The sequence below is a fragment of the Bacteroides rodentium JCM 16496 genome (assembly GCF_000614125.1).
GTDB lineage: Bacteria > Bacteroidota > Bacteroidia > Bacteroidales > Bacteroidaceae > Bacteroides > Bacteroides rodentium.
This window is the reverse complement of record NZ_BAKJ01000032.1, coordinates 1-20,007: the sequence shown is the minus strand read 5'-3', so window position 1 is coordinate 20,007 and position 20,007 is coordinate 1. Positions and strand designations below refer to the sequence as shown.

The 20,007-nt window shown below is 43.5% G+C and carries 10 protein-coding genes, 1 tRNA gene and 5 pseudogenes; 11 read left to right on the top strand and 5 right to left on the bottom strand.

The window, feature by feature from the left end:
* The first annotated feature begins 169 nt into the window (after positions 1-169).
* A complete protein-coding gene (locus tag JCM16496_RS14075) occupies positions 170-877 on the top strand; it encodes a tRNA1(Val) (adenine(37)-N6)-methyltransferase (protein WP_025835072.1) in 708 nt (235 codons plus the stop codon).
* Positions 878-963: 86 nt separating this feature from the next.
* A tRNA-Pro gene (locus JCM16496_RS14070) sits at positions 964-1,038 on the top strand.
* Between the two features lie 59 nt (positions 1,039-1,097).
* On the opposite strand, the pseudogene JCM16496_RS14065 reads toward JCM16496_RS14070, so the two are convergent.
* From JCM16496_RS14065 to JCM16496_RS24970, 4 genes and pseudogenes are all read right to left on the bottom strand, one after another.
* Positions 1,098-2,062: pseudogene (locus tag JCM16496_RS14065) on the bottom strand (sensor histidine kinase).
* Complete coding sequence (locus tag JCM16496_RS25410) at positions 2,059-2,154, bottom strand: helix-turn-helix domain-containing protein (RefSeq protein ID WP_500778597.1); 96 nt, start codon at positions 2,152-2,154, stop codon at positions 2,059-2,061. The pseudogene JCM16496_RS14065 and the gene JCM16496_RS25410 overlap by 4 nt, the downstream one beginning before the upstream one ends.
* A gap of 108 nt (positions 2,155-2,262) precedes the next feature.
* Positions 2,263-2,945, bottom strand: a pseudogene (locus JCM16496_RS25405) (sigma 54-interacting transcriptional regulator); the annotation flags it as partial.
* A gap of 110 nt (positions 2,946-3,055) precedes the next feature.
* A complete protein-coding gene (locus JCM16496_RS24970; RefSeq protein WP_369346669.1) occupies positions 3,056-3,430 on the bottom strand; it encodes a response regulator in 375 nt (124 codons plus the stop codon).
* A 181-nt stretch (positions 3,431-3,611) separates the two neighbouring features.
* Here JCM16496_RS24970 and JCM16496_RS14055 point away from each other — a divergent pair, with 181 nt between their 5' ends.
* The 9 genes and pseudogenes from JCM16496_RS14055 (at position 3,612) to JCM16496_RS14020 (ending at position 19,194) form a co-directional block, all read left to right on the top strand.
* Complete coding sequence (locus JCM16496_RS14055) at positions 3,612-5,099, top strand: TolC family protein (RefSeq protein ID WP_025835071.1); 1,488 nt, start codon at positions 3,612-3,614, stop codon at positions 5,097-5,099.
* A 168-nt stretch (positions 5,100-5,267) separates the two neighbouring features.
* Positions 5,268-6,518 (top strand): efflux RND transporter periplasmic adaptor subunit, encoded by a 1,251-nt coding sequence (locus tag JCM16496_RS14050; RefSeq protein ID WP_025835069.1) that lies wholly within the window; start codon positions 5,268-5,270, stop codon positions 6,516-6,518.
* Positions 6,519-6,529: 11 nt separating this feature from the next.
* A complete protein-coding gene (locus tag JCM16496_RS23960; RefSeq protein ID WP_244440391.1) occupies positions 6,530-7,930 on the top strand; it encodes an ABC transporter permease in 1,401 nt (466 codons plus the stop codon).
* A 23-nt stretch (positions 7,931-7,953) separates the two neighbouring features.
* Positions 7,954-8,934: an ABC transporter permease gene (locus tag JCM16496_RS23955; protein WP_244440390.1), complete on the top strand. Its 981-nt coding sequence runs from the start codon at positions 7,954-7,956 to the stop codon at positions 8,932-8,934.
* 32 nt (positions 8,935-8,966) lie between these two features.
* On the top strand, positions 8,967-11,354 hold the full coding sequence (locus tag JCM16496_RS14040; RefSeq protein ID WP_025835067.1) for an ABC transporter permease: 2,388 nt from the start codon (positions 8,967-8,969) through the stop codon (positions 11,352-11,354).
* A 14-nt stretch (positions 11,355-11,368) separates the two neighbouring features.
* Positions 11,369-13,683, top strand: a pseudogene (locus JCM16496_RS14035) (ABC transporter permease).
* A 15-nt stretch (positions 13,684-13,698) separates the two neighbouring features.
* A pseudogene (locus tag JCM16496_RS14030) lies at positions 13,699-16,097 on the top strand (ABC transporter permease).
* Between the two features lie 28 nt (positions 16,098-16,125).
* Positions 16,126-18,482 (top strand): annotated as a pseudogene (locus JCM16496_RS25300) (ABC transporter permease).
* 37 nt (positions 18,483-18,519) lie between these two features.
* Entirely contained in the window at positions 18,520-19,194 is a 675-nt protein-coding gene (locus JCM16496_RS14020) for an ABC transporter ATP-binding protein (RefSeq protein ID WP_025835066.1), read from the top strand.
* A gap of 1 nt (position 19,195) precedes the next feature.
* Here the strand turns inward: JCM16496_RS14020 and JCM16496_RS14015 are convergent, their stop codons facing one another.
* On the bottom strand, positions 19,196-19,882 hold the full coding sequence (locus JCM16496_RS14015) for a hypothetical protein (RefSeq protein ID WP_025835065.1): 687 nt from the start codon (positions 19,880-19,882) through the stop codon (positions 19,196-19,198).
* Positions 19,883-20,007 lie beyond the last annotated feature (125 nt).

The following is a 20,007-nucleotide window of genomic DNA, read 5'->3' as shown; positions in this document are numbered from 1 at the left end:
TCTTTCTTTTTAGTTTATGTCATATTGGCAGGCCAATAAAGCGCCTGCAAAGTTAAGCTATTTCTTCATAAATAGACGTTCTCATCCTTTAAAAAGACAAAAACAGTGCCAATTTTATGACAAATCTGCAGGCTTTGATTATTTTTGAGCCCAATTAAAGAAGATAAACATGTCTAAATCATCTTTTAAGTTTAAACAATTTACCATATTTCATGATAAATGCGCCATGAAGGTCGGCACAGATGGTGTACTACTTGGGGCATGGGCCCCGGCAGACAAAGCGAAGCGTATACTGGACGTTGGAACCGGTACCGGATTAATAGCCTTACAGTTAGCGCAAAGGAATCCGCATGCCCGGATTACTGCAATCGAGATAGATGCGGCTGCAGCCGGACAAGCCACAGAAAATGTATCTCACTCTCCATGGGCCGGTAGAGTAGAGGTCATATGTCATGATTTCCGAGATTATCAGCCGGAAAACAGATTTGACCTCATCGTTTCCAATCCTCCCTACTTTATAGATGCGTTGAAATGTCCTGACGAACAAAGGTGCACAGCACGGCATACGGGCAATTTGAATTACGATTTACTGTTTCGTCGTTCGGCATCTTTGCTTGAAGAGCAAGGAGTCGTAAGCATCATTATTCCAGCGGAAGCTGAAAAAACGGTTGTGGATACAGCTTGGAACCATAAGTTGTTTCCATTGCATCGCGTGCAAGTCTTCACCAAGCCCGGAAAACCGTGCAGACGGGTATTGCTGAACTTTGGTTTTGAAGCAAAAGAGTGTAGAGAAGAGAAACTCTGTATTGAGGTGAATCACAATGAGTTTACCCCTGAATATGTAGCTTTAACGAAAGATTTCTATCTGAAAATGTAATTTTAATTGCATAAAACTTGCCTAAATGTTTGGTTGGTATCAGAATTGTTTTTACCTTTGCACTCGCTTTTCAGAAGTAAAGCATTCGGGGTGTAGCGCAGTCCGGTTAGCGCACCTGCTTTGGGAGCAGGGGGTCGTGGGTTCGAATCCCGCTACCCCGACAGAAATTAATAAGCTACTGATTTTCAGCAGCTTATTTTTGTATATATCACTTTTCTACTTATCCAAATAGCAACGTAAAGCAACTCCCTTTTCCCACAGCAGACTGCACCGTAATATTGCCGCCATGCCGGTTCATCACTTGTTTACATAAACTGAGCCCGATGCCCGAACCGGAAGGCTTGGTGGTGAAGAACGGTACAAAAATCTTATCCTGCACTTCCGGTAAGATGCCTTCACCATTGTCGCTGACGGTAATAAGGCATTGCCACGAGAGGGCGGGTAGCATCTTCACTTCTATCAGGGGATGTTCCTTCCTGCTACATGCTTCTTTGGCGTTTTTAATCAGATTAATCAGTACTTGTTCTATCTGTGTCCGGTCTATTTGGAGTATGCGGTCGGTCTCCGGAAGCTCTATCCGGATATACTCTTCCGAAAACAGCTTCTGCAAATCCTGCAACAGCTCACGGACGGCAACCGGACGACGAACGGGGGCGGGGAGCTTGTCAGCTTGCGGTAGTTCTCCACAAATTCCAGCAAGCCCTTGCTGCGGCGGTGGATGGTCTGCATTCCCTGCCGCATGACGGGGTAGTTCTTTTCCGACACTTCCCGTTCGCTCAAGGTCTCGGAGAGGGAGATGATAGGAGTAATCGAATTCATTATTTCGTGCGTCAGCACACGTATCAGCTTTTGCCACGCTTCCATCTCATTACGCTCCAGTACGCGGGTACGGAAATTCTTCATTGCTTCGGAAAGCTCGTCCACCATATCTTCCATAGAACGGTTCTTGTAGGGAGAACGGAAGGACAACATCATATCATCATAGCGCAGGCTCTCTGCCAGGTGACGCATCATGCGCACCTGCATCATCTGCAGACGGTACAGATGAACGGCAATCGCCAGTAATATCAAGAAAGCCATCAGTGCGCTGAACCACAATCCGGCATCTACCAGCAGATAAACGCCGACCGAAAACAAGGCTATGCCGATGATATGCAGTGCTACAACTAATGAATACCGTTTCATAAGCCTAACTTTTCAAGTTTCCGGTACAAGGCGAAGCGGGTAATGCCCAAGTATTCGGCTGCACGGGTCACATTTCCTTCACTGAGCCGCATGGCGCGTTCCACGGCCTGCCGTTCCAGCTGTTCCAGGTTGAGGACTTCCTCTTCCTTCTTCTGACGGGAAGCCGAAGCCTGGAGCATGAAGTTCTCCGGACGGAGCATGGAACCGTCTCCCAATATCACGGCACGTTCCATAGTATGCTGCAGCTCGCGTACATTGCCCGGCCAGGCATACTTCAATAGTTTGTTCTTTGCCTCGCGGGTCAGGCCGCGCATCTCCTTCTGATATTTGCGGGCATAGCGTTGCAGAAAATACTCTGCCAGCAGGAGGATGTCGTTTCCACGTTCCCGTAGCGGGGGGATATGGATTTCGATGGTGTTGATGCGATACAGCAGGTCCTGACGGAATTCTCCCTCGTCCACCAGACGACGGATGTCCGCATTGGTGGCACAGATGAGCCGCACATCAATGGCATAGCCTGCGTGCTTCCCAGGCGGCTGATGCATCGTTTCTCGATGGCAGTCAGTAGTTTGGCCTGCATGGGTAGGGAGAGATTACCTATCTCGTCCAGAAAAAGCGTGCCGCCGGTTGCCACTTCCATACGCCCGGCTTTCGCTTTCCGTGCATCGGTGAAGGCGCCCTTCTCGTAACCGAACAATTCACTTTCGAACAACTGCTCGGGGATACTGCCGAGGTCTATCGTGACAAACGGCTTTCCATAGCGGGGAGAATTGCGGTAAAGCAGGCGCGCTATCACATCCTTTCCGGTTCCATTCTCACCCAATATAAGTATGTTGGCGTCCGTGTCACGCAGCTTCTCCACGGTAGAGAAGACCTGCTGCATGATAAGAGAATCACCTATAACAACCTCTTCTGAACCTCCCGCTGTAGCATTGCTCAGTACTTCCACCTGCTCCTTCAGCAAATTCACCTCGGTCCGGGAACGGCGCAGCTTCATGCCCGAAGAAAGGGTGGCCAGCAACTTTTCCTTCTCCCACGCTTGGGAATAAAATCCGTAGCCCCCGCTTTGATGGCGCGTACCGCCTTATCCGTATCGGCATAGGCGGTCATGAAGATGACCACAGCTTGCGGGTCGATATTTAGAATCTGCTTCAAGCTGTCGAAACCCTCCTGCCCGCTAATGGCATCACGGCTGAAGTTCATATCCAACAGAATAATGTCCGGACGGAAAGTAGTCATAAAATGCTCTATGCGGTCGGGCGTCACCGCCACCTTTATCTTCTCGGCGTAGGGTTCGAGAAGCAGGTTCAGAGCAAAGAGGACATCCTCATTATCATCTACAATCAATATTTTACCTAACTGTTCCATATGTACAATTCATTGATGGCAAAGATAAGTATAATATCCATGTGTTGTGCGTGCATTATCGCACTATTTTTGTGCGTAACTGCACACATATAGAGCACTTGCAATCCATTCAATCATCTATAATACAGACTATTATATTTATGGCATAGAGTTTGAGCCTTTTAGAGCAAAGAAAACGACTATGCATCAGAATATATTTGTATTACTCATCACACTCTGTTTGGTATCGGGTGCCGCCGCCCAGGACCACATGCTGGAGCTGACTTTGGAAGAAGCCGTTGAGCAGGCCCGCCAGCAGTCTCCCGACGCCCAAAATGCCCGCCATAGCTTCCGTTCCGCTTATTGGAACTACAAATACTACTGCGCCAACTACCTGCCGACACTTAAGCTTACTTCCACCCCCTATCTGGACCGTGCCATCAACAAAGTGACTCAAAGTGACGGAAACGTCAAGTTCATAGAGCAAAACCTGCTGAGTACCGACCTGACACTGAGCCTGACACAAAACGTGCCGTGGACCGGAGGTACCGTCTTCATTGAAACGGCAGCGCAACGCCTCGACCTTTTCAGCAGCGACACCTACTCCTGGCAGACTTCACCCGTCAACATCGGATACAGCCAATCCTTGTTTGGCTATAACAGCCTGAAGTGGGACCGCCGCATCGAGCCCATCCGTTACCGCGAAGCTAAAAAGACGTATGTAGAAACCCTTGAACTTGTTGCCGCCAATGCCACAGAGAAATTCTTCAACCTGGCCAAAGCACAAAGTAATTTCGAGATAGCCAATGCCAACTATGCCAATGCCGACACCTTATATATATATGCGCAAGGACGATATAACATCGGCACCATCAGCGAGAACGAGATGCTGCAACTTGAGCTCAACAAACTGACCGAGGAAACCAACTGCATGAATGCCCGCATCGAAGTGGAAAACTGCATGCAGGAATTCCGTTCCTACCTCGGCATCCAGGAAGACCTCCATATAAAGGTAAGGGTAGACAACCGGGTGCCCGACCTGCACATCGACCTGGATGCCGCGCTGATGCTTGCCAACGAAAACAGTCCGGAGATACAGAACATGCTGCGCCGCAAGGTGGAGAGCGAGAGTGCCGTATCCCGTGCCAAAGCCAATGCCGGACTGAAAGCAGACATCTACCTGCGTTTTGGCTTGACACAAACTGCCGGCAAACTGAAAGATGCCTACCGGAAACCTCTGGACCAGCAATACGTCAGCCTGGGCATCACTCTCCCCATCCTGGACTGGGGGCGTGGAAGGGGACAAGTACGCGTGGCACGTTCCAACCGCGATCTTGTCTACACGCAGGTGGAGCAGGACAAGACGGATTTCGACCTGAACGTGCGGAAACTCGTAAAACAGTTTAACCTGCAAGCACAGCGGGTGAACATAGCCGCCCGCACAGACCATACGGCACAACGGCGTGCCGAAGTGGCCCGCAAACTCTACCTGCTTGGCAAGTCCTCGGTACTGGACCTCAACGCTTCTATTACAGAAAAAGATACAGCACGGAGGAATTATGTCACAGCTCTTTATAATTATTGGAGTTTGTATTATACACTGAGAAGCATCACACTATACGACTTTGAAAAAGAGGAGTCACTGGCAGAAGACTTGGAAAGAGTCATTGATGAAAAAAATATACAGTGATAAAATAACGGAATACGTTTTAGTAAAAGCAGACCGGAGATTTACTAAAACTCTGGTGACAATTTACTAAATCTCCGATAAAGTTTTAGTAAAACTCGGTTCCCATATTCAGAAGTACTTCTGAAGGGGGTATATCTAAAAAGAAAAAAGTACATAAAATATTACATTATGGATATAAAACTTGAAAAGAAACCCTGGTACATCCGTTACCGCTACTACCTGGCGGGAGGTGCTGCCTTCCTTGCCTTCCTGGTCTATGTAATCACCCTTTCGCTCGGTCCCAGCAAGCTGCGCATCGAGCAAGACAACATACAGATAGCCGAAGTAAAAAACGGCAAGTTCATGGAATATGTGGACGTGGAGGGACTGATTCAGCCCATTCTCACCATCAAGGTCAATGCACGCGAAGCCGGAAGCGTGGAGCGCATCATAGGAGAGGAGGGGAGCCTGCTACGGCAGGGAGACACCATCCTCGTCCTTGAGAACCCCGACCTGCTGCGCAGCATCGAGGACCAGCGCGACGACTGGGAAAAACAGCTCATCACCTACCACGAAAAAGAGATTGAAATGGAACAGCAAAGCCTGAACCTGCAACAGCAGGCCCTGCAGACCGACTATGACCTCAACCGCCTGCGCAAGAGCTTCACCCTCGACAAGGAGGAGTACCGCATGGGCATCAAGAGCAAAGCACAGCTTGAAGTGTCCGAGGACGAGTACAACTATAAAGTACAGAACGCCCGCCTGCAACGCGAAAGCCTTCGCCACGACTCCGCCGTTACCATCATCCGCAAAGACCTCATCAAAAACGACCGCGAACGCGAGCGGAAGAAATACGAACGTGCCTGCGAACGGCTCGGCAACCTGGTGGTGAAAGCTCCCGTCGCCGGTCAGCTCAGCTTTGTCAAAGTGACTCCGGGGCAACAAGTATCCTCCGGCGAAAGCATTGCCGAAATCAAGGTGCTGGACCAATACAAAGTACATACCGCCTTGAGCGAATACTACATCGACCGTATCACTACGGGGCTGCCTGCCACCATCAACTATCAGGGACGAAAATACCCGTTGCGCATCACCAAAGTAGTGCCCGAGGTCAAAGACCGTACGTTCGACGTAGACCTCGTCTTTACCGGCGACATGCCCGATAATGTACGTGTGGGCAAGAGCTTTCGTGTGCAGATAGAACTCGGACAGCCGGAAGAGGCGCTCGTCATCCCGCGCGGCAACTTCTACCAAAGTACCGGTGGGCAATGGATTTATAAACTGAACGCTGCAAAGACAAAAGCCGTACGCGTGCCGCTTGGCATCGGTCGCCAAAACCCGCAACAATACGAGATTACGGAAGGTTTGCAGCCCGGAGATTGGGTAATTACAACGGGATATGATACCTTTGGGGAGGCAGAAGAATTGATAATGAAATAAAACGACGCACAATGAGACAAATAATCTTAGCCATAAATGCATTGCTGAAATTCAAAGCATACACTCTTATCAATGTATTGGGACTGGCGTGCAGTTTGGCTTGCGTACTCACAGTAGCCCGATACATCCACCAAGAAAATACGGTGAACCAATGCTTTCCTGAATATAAACGTATTTGCCTGATAAAAGCCTCTACCAGCAATGGTGAGAACTTCTTGGGAGGATACCAGTCAGGATTGGAAAAGGATCCTGCCGTAGAACAATTTACGGTGATTTATCAAATATCGGATATGCCCGTTCTGTTCGGGGAACAAGAAATTGCAACGAACGCTTTTTCTGTAGACAGCACCTTCTTCAAAATCTTTCCATATAGGGTGATTGCCGGAACCGGAAGAATAGTCCACCCGAGGGATGTTGTCATTACCCGTTCTTTTTGGATGAAGAAGCTGGGAGGAAAGAATGCCATAGGCGCTACTTTCAAAAACACAAAAGGGTATAAATTCACTATTATAGGAGTGGTGGACGACCCCGATACCAAGACATCGTGGATGCCGGATATATTCATGTCGGATGAACTGGACGAATTCCTTTTTTTCGACCCTATATACGCCATGCTGATGGCACCGGATACAGACATCGCACTGCTGAATAAAAAGTATTCAAAAGAACACCCCCGCAGCAAATGGAGCACTTATGAGACAGTACGCTATCAGTATTTGCCTTTGAAAGATTTATATTACGATAAAGACCACGGAAAAGAAAACAAGAACTATCAATATGGCAGCAAAAGCTATGTCCGGGTATTGATGGTAGTAGCCTTCCTGGTAGGTATCATAGGGTTGCTGAACTTCATCAACATCTACACTGTCATCATGTCCAAGCGGTCAAGAGAGTTCGGGGTGAAAAAAGTGTTCGGTGCAGGCAGGACGGACATTTTCCTGCAAATATATGCCGAGAATATCTTATTGACGGGACTGGCATTACTCTTCTGCTGGGCTTTAATAGAAATAACCAAGTTTTTCTTTTTCCATGAGCTTTATATACCTACCACAACAGACTCCGGCTTTGACCGGAAGGTCTCTGCCACCGTACTTTTAGGATTGCCATTGCTGACTACTGTTTATCCGTTCTTGAAATACACATGCAGCAAGCCCGTCAACTCCATACGCGAGCTGGCATCTTCACGCTTTTCCACACGGTCACGCATGATATTACTGTGTTTTCAATATGTCGTAACTATCTTTATAATAACCGTTTCCCTATTTTTTGTACGGCAGTTGGAGTATATGCTCTGTGCCGACCTCGGTTTCCGCTCGCACGATGTGATAACCTGCCGGATGTATGTCGATAAATTGGCTTATATAAAACAAATAAGGAAGAGGGACTGGATGAAGGGAAAAGACAATACATAAGCAATGCTTTGGTCAATAAACGAATGAGTGAAAGCACTCTGTTTGAGCATTGGAGCAGAGGAAACAACTTGCTGTTCACAGACTTCCGTTTTGACAGTTTTGCGCTCAACAGAGCCGAAAACGGTTTCCATCCGGCATTGCGCGCACATTTAACGAGCCATTCCATGGCAATATACGATTTTCAACTTGTAGAGGGGCGCCTATGGAACGACTCCATAGATGAAGCGTTCAGCAAAAACAGTTTCAAGGTAATTATCAACGAAACCGCTAAAAAAGTCTATGGAATAAAAGACATCACCAAAGACAAGCTGCAACCTGAAGAACCACACTACGCCTCAAGCAGCTTACCGGATTTCTACAATCCACCTTGTGAGATAGTAGGGGTCATAAAGGATTTCAATGTTCGGCACCTTTCACAATCCACCCAACCGGTTGTCATCTATTATCACGATGCAAGCATAGGCGGAATTTATACTGTTACAGCCTCGTATAAGCACGAGAATAAAGCCAAAGTCATTGATTTCCTGCGCCGATTATACGAAGAATCTACGGGAAGAACCGACTTTGAATATACGCTGATAGAAGATGAACTCCAAAAGATGTATCGTGAAGACCGTCAAGTGGTGAACATTTATACGCTCTTTGCCGGAATAGCTATTTTCATCTCTTCATTGGGATTATTGTCAATATCCTTGTTCGATATTCGGCAACGTTACCGCGAGATAGGCTTACGCAAAGTGAACGGTGCGCAAGCAAAGGATATTTATCCCTTGCTCATCAAAAAGTATCTTTCGGTCATGGGAGTCGCCACTTTGCTATCCATACCCTTGTCATGGATTGCCATTACCCTCTATTTGCAGGATTTTGCCCACAAAGCCCCTTTGACATTCAACTTGTTTGCCGTAGCAGTAGCCATAACAACTGCCATCTCCTTGTTGACTATTATTGGGCAAATCCGCAAGGCTGCCAACATCAATCCGGCAAGCATTATGAAAAACGAATAAAAGATACATAGAAATTATAAATTTGACATATAATGAAAATACTAAAATATGCTTGGCGCTTCCTGATGCGCTCCAAATCATATACGATTATCAATCTGCTGGGACTGGCTTTCAGCCTTGCCTGCTGCATCATACTGATGCGATATATTCATAGGGAAATGACAGTGGACACACATTGCATAGACCGGGAGCATGTCTATGGAGTGGTGCAAGACATGGAAGGAAACCGGCATCTGGGATATGTTTCGCATGTAAAAGACAGTATCTATATAGACAAACGCAACATTGACAAGCAGACTTCAATCATCTTATTGGAAAAAGATTATGTAGTTTACGATTATAATCGCTATTCTGCCCGAGTATTGGTGGCAGACAGTTGTTTCTTCCAATTATTTCCTTATCAAGTAGTTCGAGGAAGTGCTTCGCTCAATGCTCCCGAGTCGGCTTTGTTGACAGATTCTTACGCCAAAAAGCTCTTTGGAAAAGAAAATCCGATAGGGAAGGTGCTGCGCTATACAAATGGAATGGATGTCACAATATCGGGCGTGCTGGCTGTTCCGCACAACAAAACATCCCTGCAGTTCGATGTCGTTCTTTCCTCTTCTTTGACCCGGCGTTGGGAACGCCTCCCTATAGAGTTCGTCAAATTCATGCCGGGAGTCAGCATCGACCTAATGAATGAAATAGGCAGCCATCCCCGGTGGGTAAATCCCAATTATAGGGAATATGACAACAGGCAATATACATTTTCTTTTATCCCCGTGGGCGACATCTATTGGAACGATGCAATCGTAGAATCAGCAGAATGCCCTATGATGTTATCTTCCGGCAACTCTTCCCATATTTATATCCTTTCGGGTGTCTGTGCGCTTTTGTTATTGGTAGGAATTATCAATTTTGTAAACATCTACCTGATATTCATGATGATGCGCAGCAAAGAATATGGCATCAAGAAAGTCTTTGGCCTGAGCAGAGGCACACTGTTTCTCCAGATATGGACAGAGAATTTCCTGATAGCCTGCCTTGCATTATTGATAGCTTGGTTTATTATAGAAATCACATCCATACCTATTGCAAAGTTGCTCAACGCTCCTTTCCCATACACATCTTTCGATGTATGGCTGTCATTGACAATAGTAATGATGTTACCGCTGTTGACTTCGCTCTTTCCGTTTATAAAGTATAGTTGCACACCGCCTACGGTTTCTATCCGCAATATCAGTACAAGTTTTCGTTCTGTACGAATCCGCATGATATTCTTATCTGTACAGTATATACTTACTTTTTTATTGATAACACTTTCGTTATACTTCAACAAGCAACTGTCCGTATTGCTCCATACCAATCCGGGATTTCGCACAGAAAATATACTGATAGCCAAATTGATATATGAATCCAGCGATATGAATACTTACAGAGGCATGGATGCCCGCAAAGCACAGCGCAAACGCAGGCAAGAAATCGGAAGCGCCTTGTCCCAATGTCCTTTCATAGAATGCTGGTATTCCAATTACGAAAATATACTTTCGCCTTCCTTCAATGTCACCTACCAAAACAGCAAAGGAGAAAAGGCGACATTGAAACACGAGTACGTTTCGCCAGATTTCTTTAAACTATACGGCATCAAGGTCGTGGAAGGGGATATGCCGGAATATGAAAGTAATGAGAATGATAGAAAAAAAACAATTGCTGTCAATCGTTCGGCACTAAAGGCATTGCACTATGACAATTTAGATGGTGCCATGATTATAGAGGACTACAAGGAAAGGAATAGCACGGATGCGGCCATGATTCCTATCTCAGCCATAGTGGAAGATTATTACAACGGACATCTCTGTTCCGGCATACAGCCTACCATCTTTGAAATCTATCCGATTCAAAGCGGTGATCTTTTTCAGATAAGTTACACTCCGGGACGGTTAAACGATTTACTGAAGTTTCTTCGCGACTTGGAATACAGAATTTATGGTAGTGATACATTCGAATATTCGTTGCTAGAAGACAACGTGAAAGCGATTTATCAAAAAGACAAACAAGTGGCCACTATCTATTCCATATTTTCCTGCACAACCATTGCCATCTCCTGCCTCGGGCTGTTTGGCATTTCATTGTTTGACATCAGACAACGCTATCGAGAAATCAGCATTCGTAAGATTAATGGTGCACAACTAAGTGACCTTTACCCTTTACTTTTCCGAAAATATATAATAGCATTGGGCATTGCTTTCCTTTTAGCTGTTCCTCTTGCTTATTATATCATAAATGAGTATACAAAAGAGTTTACAGTAAAAGCGTCTCTATCTATCGGAATATTTGCTATCGGTCTGGCTGTCGTTACATTCATTTCGTTGGGTACACTGTTTTGGCAAATCCGTAAGGCAGCAAATATCAATCCGGCACAAATCATGAAAACCGAATAATAAACACATACATTATGTTACAACATTATCTAAAAATAGCAATCAGAAATCTGCTGAAATACAAGACACAGAGTTTTATCAGTATCATTGGGCTTGCAATCGGCTTTACTTGCTTCGCGTTGTCAGCAATGTGGATTCGTTATGAAATGACATACGATAATTATCATAAGGATGCAGATAGATTATATTTACTTTATAACAATAATGCTCTTAATGATATGGCTATTCAGTCGGAATGCCTTATCCAACATCCAATCTTTTGAAAAAAAACTTTCCGGAAGTAGAAGATGCTTGTGCATACATGATATGGAATGATAATGAACTAAGACTTGAAGGTAGTCCTACTATAAAAACACCTATGCTACTGGCTGATTCATGTTTTATAAAAATGTTTGGAATCACTCTTCTTGCAGGAAACATGGACTTTTTACATAACGATTCACAGATAGCTTTAACAAAAGACATTGCAATGAAGCTCTTCGGAAATATTGATGTATTAGGCAAAGAATTGACTATTGCAGACAATATTGTAACCATTGGAGCCATATTAGAAGGACTAAAACATAGCAATCTTACTTTCGGTTGTTGGGGGCAAGGGGCTTACTTCCATCAATGGCTGGATAGTTGGGATTATGGAAGTTTTCAAATTTGTACAAAACTGAAAAAAGGTAGTTCAGTCGAAAACTTCCAAGTAAAACTTAATGCCAGCGAGTACAAAAAAGATTCACGCGACCCTCATTACCTTTTTGAAGATGTCAGACTAATACCTCTCACCAAATATCATTATTCTGAAATTAATGAGACGAAGTCCATCAAATTCCAATATCTGATATTTTTCTCCATCATAGGTGGATTGGTCATTACATGTTCTCTTTTCAATTATCTTTCTTTGTTTATAACCCGTATAAATATTCGTAATAAAGAACTGGAATTAAGACGAATATGCGGTTCATCTATCGGAGGAATTTTTACACTTCTCATAGTTGAGTATAGTACCATGATTTTGCTTGCAGGAATAATAGGCATGGTATTGATAGAGATTAGTTTACCTACATTCAGAGAAATGTCCGGCATTATAGGCAATATCTATTATGAATCACTGCTATATTTTATTAGCCTTTTATTATTGTTACTTATTCTATTACTTCCCTTTACACTACGTCGTACAATAAAACAGAAAAGAGACAAACGTTTCTTTATTTATCGATGTAGTATACTGTTTCAGATATTTATAAGTATACTCTTTCTCTTTTGTATGAGTGTTCTGTTGAAACAGATGTATCACCTCACTCATACAGATTTAGGATGGGAGCGTCATAATATTGCAGCTTTTTCTTTTATTTATCCTCATGACAACTATGACGAAATATCAGAAAAGGTAGCTCAAATCTCTTGTACCTATGAAGTTCTGAAAGGACATCACGGGCTCCTTCCACGCACAATCGGTTTAAGTTTGCATATCAACGATTGGGATGGCAAAATTGAAGGAGCAGAAGGAATTGATATACAAAGTATAATCGAAGGAAAAGAAATTATAGATTTTTACAATCTTAATCTTATTAAGGGAGAAGTTATGAAAGAAGAGGAGACGGATAAAGTAATATTAAATGAAGCTGCTGTAAAGCAGTTAGGTATGTCTGATCCCATCGGAAAAAAACTTTATTTAAGTGAAGGAAATACTAAAACAATTATTGGTATCGTAAAAGACTTTCATACAACAGCTCCTACTATACCCGTAAAGCCAATAATGTTGATTGGGAAACACGGATTTTCTCAGAATTTTTGGGGTGGAAAAGGGGACATATTAGTGAAGTTCCATGAGGGCAAATGGAAAGAATTAAAACATGAGATAGAGAATTTATTCAGTCAATTCTACCCCAATACAAGATATAAATTCGTAAATGTAGAAGAGGTATATGAAGAATATCTAAAATCAGAAAAAGTATTAATAAAATTACTCCTTTTCGTATCAATAGTATGTATTCTAATTACCCTATTCGGCATTTTCTCTTTAGTCACCCTGAGTTGTGAACGCCGACGTAAAGAGATTGCTGTACGTAAAGTAAATGGTGCAACAGTTAAAGACATCCTGACAATGTTTATCAAAGAATATATGTCATTATTGATATTTGCTTCTATTATAGCATTTCCAATGGGGTATATACTGATGAAACGATGGTTGGAAAATTATGTCGAACAAACTGTTATCAGCAGCTGGATTTATATGACCATTTTCATAGGTATTGCCATCATCATAGCATTATGCATTGGCTGGCGAGTATGGCAGGTCGCAAAACAGAATCCGGCAGAAGTAATCAAAAGTGAATAACACATAATAAATAATATGATAAAGCATTACATTAAAATAGCAATCAGGAATCTGCTGAAATACAAGGCACAGAACATCATCTCCATTGTCGGTCTGTCTGTAGGTATACTTTGTTTCAGTATCTGTCTCTATTGCAGCCGTTATATAAATTCTACCGACAAGTGCTTTACCCACTGGGAACGGATTGCAGATATAAACATGCACAATTCAGAAGGAGAACTATGGTCCGGAACTCCCGCCACACTGATAGAAACTTTGCGCCAACAGCAGTTTAATGAGGTAGAAGCATTTACTTTTATTACCTATCCCCGTTCACGCAGCTATAATGTGGAAACTATTGACGGGAAAGAGCTGCCTTATGAGACTTATATGTCATGGAAGTAGATACAGCTTACCATAGCGTGTTTACTCCGAAAGTGCTACAAGGTTCATGGAGCGTAGCTTCGCAAACTCCCAATGCCGTGATACTGACACACTCTCTGGCACAAAAGATATTTGGTAGCAGAGAGAACCCGATAGGAAAGCGGATGACTCTAATACAACGGCTTTTTTCTTCGCCTGATACCACACCACGAACAGGAGGTACTGTTTATACCATACAAGCAGTAGTAGAGGATATTCCATTGAATACCAGCCATAGCTTTCTCCAAAAAATTGATATGTTAACCTTGAACGACAGTGAAGGACTCATGCGATTTAATAGACGAGACAGTATGACCGGTGGACTGACTTTCGCCCTTCTCCGTCCTGGCAAGACAGCTATCCAACTTGAAGCTGGTTTTCGTACAATAGACTTGAAGCATATGTTATTTGGTAAAGAGAATGCTGTGTCAGCCTCGCATTTTGGAAAACTCTTTCGGGAGAAATCCGTTGCTCCTTATTTTGCCGGAATTACCCTTATTGTCGGTTTCTTGATTCTGCTGACCGGCCTACTCAACTTTTTCCAGTTCCTGACGGGGAGTTACCTGAACCGCTCACATGAATTCGGCATTCGCAAAGTGACTGGAAGTAATGGCAATCAACTGTTTTGGTTGCTTTTCACCCAATCCATTATCATTTCGCTCATAGCTTTCCTATTGACCTTCTGTCTGATAGAGATATTTAATCCTCACCTTTCATTCTCTTTATTCAATTTCACATTAATCATTGAGCGGGACTTGTTATTGATACAAACGACGGAATATATGGCAGGCATTATTTTGCTATGCCTATTACTCTGCCTATTTACAGTATGGAGGATGAGACATGTTTCCATTCAGTCGAACATCTACATGAGTAAATCCAAACAGTACAAACTGAAGATACGAAATTGTTTTTTAGGCATCCAGTTTCTCATCTGCTGGTTATTCATTGTCTTTACAGTAGCTTTATATTTGCAGGCTGACAAGACCGGCTCCACACTGTTCAACACACTGACAGAAAAAGAAAAGTCTGAAATCATCAGTATTCCTTTGGATTACCGTTTCATGAAAAATGACGAAAAACTTGCTCTTGTAGAGCATATCAGCCAACATCCGGGCGTAAAAGACAAAATGCTGACAGATATAAATTATCTGGAAGGTATTTCGGGAACAAGTATGCAGACAGAGAAAGATAATAGGGAAAGTAACCTTGAAGTCAATATCATGAACGTTCCAAATAACTTTTTCGAGTTTATGAATATTCCTATTCTTGTCGGCCATACGCTGAAGACAGATAGAGACATGATAGCAGACCATAAATTGGCTGTACGTATAAAGAAGGAATTATTGGGAACCACTTTGTATAATTACCAAGATAGCTACACGGTATGCGGCATTTGTTCCGATTTCATAGCTGACACTTACAATCAGAGCCAGGGATTCGTCTTTCTACCTTGTGATTTCAAATATTATGTAGGTCATTGCTATTTAAAGTGTGTACCCGGAAAAGTAGAAGAAGTAAAAGCCTCCATAAAAAAAATGTTGGAAGAATATCTTCCAACAAGCATACAATTGCATGTTTCGACCTTGCTGGAAGATATTCACCAAGCACAAGCCATAGAAAACAATATGAAAGGAATCATTTTATTCTTCTCTCTTGTTAGTTTGATTATTACTTTATTAGGAGTCTATTCGGCAATCACGCTGGATACGGAGCGCAGACAAAAGGAAGTGGCAATCCGTAAGGTAAACGGTGCGGGATTAAAACAAATCATCATATTGTTTGCCCGTATGTATATTTATCAGCTTGTACTCTCGGCAGCGATAGCATTTCCTTTATGTTATGCCATACTGCAGTTATGGAAAAGTATGTATATCGTATTCTTTAATGACGGCCCGCTATTTTGGATTTCAATCTTCATAATCGTAGCTGCCATTACTACTCTGACTATTATTTTCCGTATTCTGAAAATAGCAAGGACAAATCCGGCAGAAGTAATCAAAAACGAATAAGAGAATATATTATATTTATCCCTCAATTATGACCATACTTGCAATCCTGAAAATAATCACCCGCAGTTGGTGGAGAAACAAAGTATTCTTCTTCATCTCTATTGTCAGCCTGGCTATCGGACTGGCATGTACCAATCTGCTATTCACCTATTTTGTGCATGATTATAATATAGAGAGTAGCAATCGGGATAAACACCGTATTTTCTGTCTGCGTCAGGATAATCCGATGCAGGACGGAAACAAGGTTGCCTATGCCGGAGCCAATATTCCCCCCATGCTGAAAGAAAAGTATGCAGAAGTGGAAGACTACCTGCGCATCAATTCTATGGCCCCGCAATACTGTAAATATGGAGAAAAGATTTACCACGACATAATCTTTATATCTGCTGACACCACTTTGCAACATTTCTTCCACTATCATTCTATTGCAGGCAGTTTAAGGCAAGTACTGGAACAACCGGGCAAGGTAGCACTCAGTGAAGCCTTTGCACATAAGCTGTTTGGAGATAAAAATCCATTGAGAGAATTGCTGGAAGTAAAAACCATGACTGACACCCAAAACTATGAAGTGGCAGCCATATTGAAATCACGGTCACAATCATTGCTCCAATTCGATATGATTACCGGGAACGGCAAAGACTTCTGGGGTGGAGTGACGCTTTTGAAACTGACTTCCAATACCGATTCCCAACAATTCGCTGAAAAAATCAATCATGACAAGGTTCCTACCTTGCTTCCGGAAAAGACACAATATTACGTCGACCCTCTATCCGACATCTACTTTACTACACCGGACAGCAATACACAGCAACCTCTGCCGTATATCCAGCAAAGTAACGTACAGTTATTGTATATCAGCCTTGCTGCCGCCTTATTGGTACTAATCATAGCCTGCTGCAACTATACCAACATGGGGCTGAGCCGGGTACTGCAACAGCTCAAAATGATACATGTGGAGAAACTGATGGGAAGCAGCCTGAAAGATATCCGCATCCAACTGTTTGGTGATGCATTCCTCACAGTATTACTGGCATTCGGATTATCTTTACTTATCATCAACGACTGTCTGTCTTTTTTCAATGGATTATTTGCATCCCATTTAAGTGTACATTTCTTTTTCAGCTTGCAGATGCTACCCTTGTTGGTGCTCTTTGTACTGGTTATGGCCATTGTACCCGCCTGGTATATCAGCCATAAACTTTCACAACTCTCATTCAGTGAATACAAGACACTTTATGGAGGTAAAAAGAAACAACGTTTCGTTGCACTGCTGGTCGTTCTTCAGTTCTCTATTTCCATAGGCTGATATTCGCAACTCTCGTTGCCAATGAACAAATCAATCTCATCAAGGAACAAGCCTGCTGTTACGAAAACCGGATTGAAATAGGAGATATCAATGCCACACCGGCTGCGATACTTAAAGAAGAGCTGGAGAAACATGTACAAGGAATAGAGTCCATCGCTCTGTCACAAGGCTCCATATTGAACTCATGGATACGTGAACTATCCATCAAACAAACCGACGGTACGGAGAAAAGCTCCTATCTATTAATGCTATATAGTGATGCCAATCTGGTAGAAACGATGGGATTCAAGCTATTGTCCGGCAATGTTCCCGAACAGCTGCAAAAGCAATATGCCTATCCTGCATTGGTCAATGAAAGCTATATCAGAACGCTGATTCCTGCAGGGGCTAACGCTATCGGAAGACCTTTGAAAGAATTTGACCAGTCTGCCGATTCTTTATACATCATTGCTGGAATATTGGAAGATTTTCCATTCAACTCGTTGGAAAATGAAATCACCCCGGCCATACTTTACCTTCCACCCGCTGAGAACATGTCGGGTGCCAACTATCTGCAGATCAAACTGAATGAAAGCAACAGACAAGAGACACTGCGCAAAATAGCCCAAGTATGGGAAAAGATGAATGAAGGGGGAGTATTTCAATACACAGACATGCACCAAGACTTTATGAAACGCAATGATAAAGTATTGTCTCTCTCCAAACTTCTTATCGCCTATTCTCTGATAGGCCTGGCTTTGACCAGCTTCGGCCTATTCGGTATTTCATGGTATGCCACCCGCCAACGTATCCGCGAAATCAGCATTCGCAAGATTCATGGAGCAACATCCAGACAAATCGTGCTGTTACTGAATAAACCATTCTGCCTGCAAATTTTACTTGCATATATTCTTGTTGTCCCCATTGTCTATTGGCTCATGCACCATTGGCGTGAACAGTTTGCCTATAAAGCTCCCCTCACCGTCATGGACTTTCTATTACCACTATGCATTGTCTGGATAATATCTGCTGTCACTGTCTGTCTTCAAAGCTATTTGCTGAACAAGGCAAATCCGATTGACTGCATCAAATCCGAATAAGAAATGAAATATTTATAAACCATAAAAACCAAGCATTATGATTAAGACCGTAAACTTACAGAAGATTTTCAAAACCGAAGAAGTACAGACTTTGGCTTTGAACGACGTAAACATTGAAGTGAAAGAGGGTGAGTTTGTCGCCATCATGGGACCTTCGGGCTGTGGAAAATCCACTTTATTGAATATCCTCGGCCTGCTGGACAACCCTACATCCGGAGAATATTATCTGAACGGAACCGAAGTTTCCAAATATTCCGAAGCCCAACGCACCAACCTGCGAAAAGGAGTCATCGGCTTTGTATTCCAAAGCTTCAACCTGATTGACGAACTGAATGTGTACGAGAACATAGAACTGCCGCTACTCTACATGGGCATCCCTGCCGCCGAACGCAAGCGCCGGGTGGAAACCGCTATGGAGCGTATGGCAATCATGCACCGCAGCAAGCACTTCCCGCAACAACTGTCCGGTGGACAACAGCAACGCGTGGCAATCGCCCGTGCAGTCGTATCAAACCCTAAACTGATACTTGCCGATGAGCCTACCGGTAACCTCGATTCAAAGAACGGAAAAGAGGTAATGGAACTACTGAATGAACTGAATAAGGAAGGCACTACGATTGTCATGGTGACACACTCACAACATGATGCCGGATTTGCCGGACGCATCATCAATCTATTTGACGGCCAGGTGGTGACGGAAGCAAACTTATAGCTTATTTCATCCGAGCCGCAATAGCCAGCAATACCCCAAGCACCACACCTAATATCGCTGCAAACAGCACCCGCATTTCTCCCGGCAGGAGGAATGTGATGGTGTGTGCCGGATACCAGAAGAAAGGAATTGTTTTCTTGAAGACAAAATTCCATTGTGCATCCCAATTCAGATGCGTAATGATGCGGGTCATCGGGATAGGAGTGAGGAGGCTGCGAGGCGAACCTCCACAATTCAGGATATGCGTATCCGTAATCTTATGGAATGTCATGAATACCGGAGCGAAAATGGTATTCATGGCAACTGAAATGGCGAGGGCTATCCATAATTTGTCCAGGCAGAATTCTCCGTTTATAATGGCGGCGGCATTTGCCATTCCCATATATTCCATGAATTGCGGCACACCCTTGGAGAAGATTATCATGGCCGCATTGATACCCATTCCCAGCAGTCCCCACACTACGGCACGCGGCAGTACGCCAAATCCTTTTCGGTTATAGACTCCGGCACTGATGCGAAGTCCCAGCATCTCACCCAGTGTAGCAAGAATTCCAAATTTAATGAAACTCATCACCATGCCATGTGCAGCGTTGAAAGACTTATACCAATCGTAAATGGGTTCACTCACAAAGAATGGCAGGAATATTATCACCAGAACAAAAATAAAGAGGAAGTCTTGCTTTTTCATACAAAAGTCATGTTTTTCATAAATAATGCGGCAAAAATACTAAAATTATTCTGATTTAAAAGCAAATAAGCAAATAAAAGGTGTTTTGCTAAACAGAACAAAGTGTTTCCCTTAACCGAACTGTA

Coding starts and splice junctions, on each gene's coding strand:
- JCM16496_RS14075 (WP_025835072.1), top strand. CDS start 170: ATGTCTAAATCATCTTTTAAGTTTAAACAATTTACCATATTTCATGAT.
- JCM16496_RS25410 (WP_500778597.1), bottom strand. CDS start 2,154: ATGCGGCTCAGTGAAGGAAATGTGACCCGTGCAGCCGAATACTTGGGC.
- JCM16496_RS24970 (WP_369346669.1), bottom strand. CDS start 3,430: ATGGAACAGTTAGGTAAAATATTGATTGTAGATGATAATGAGGATGTC.
- JCM16496_RS14055 (WP_025835071.1), top strand. CDS start 3,612: ATGCATCAGAATATATTTGTATTACTCATCACACTCTGTTTGGTATCG.
- JCM16496_RS14050 (WP_025835069.1), top strand. CDS start 5,268: ATGGATATAAAACTTGAAAAGAAACCCTGGTACATCCGTTACCGCTAC.
- JCM16496_RS23960 (WP_244440391.1), top strand. CDS start 6,530: ATGAGACAAATAATCTTAGCCATAAATGCATTGCTGAAATTCAAAGCA.
- JCM16496_RS23955 (WP_244440390.1), top strand. CDS start 7,954: ATGAGTGAAAGCACTCTGTTTGAGCATTGGAGCAGAGGAAACAACTTG.
- JCM16496_RS14040 (WP_025835067.1), top strand. CDS start 8,967: ATGAAAATACTAAAATATGCTTGGCGCTTCCTGATGCGCTCCAAATCA.
- JCM16496_RS14020 (WP_025835066.1), top strand. CDS start 18,520: ATGATTAAGACCGTAAACTTACAGAAGATTTTCAAAACCGAAGAAGTA.
- JCM16496_RS14015 (WP_025835065.1), bottom strand. CDS start 19,882: ATGAAAAAGCAAGACTTCCTCTTTATTTTTGTTCTGGTGATAATATTC.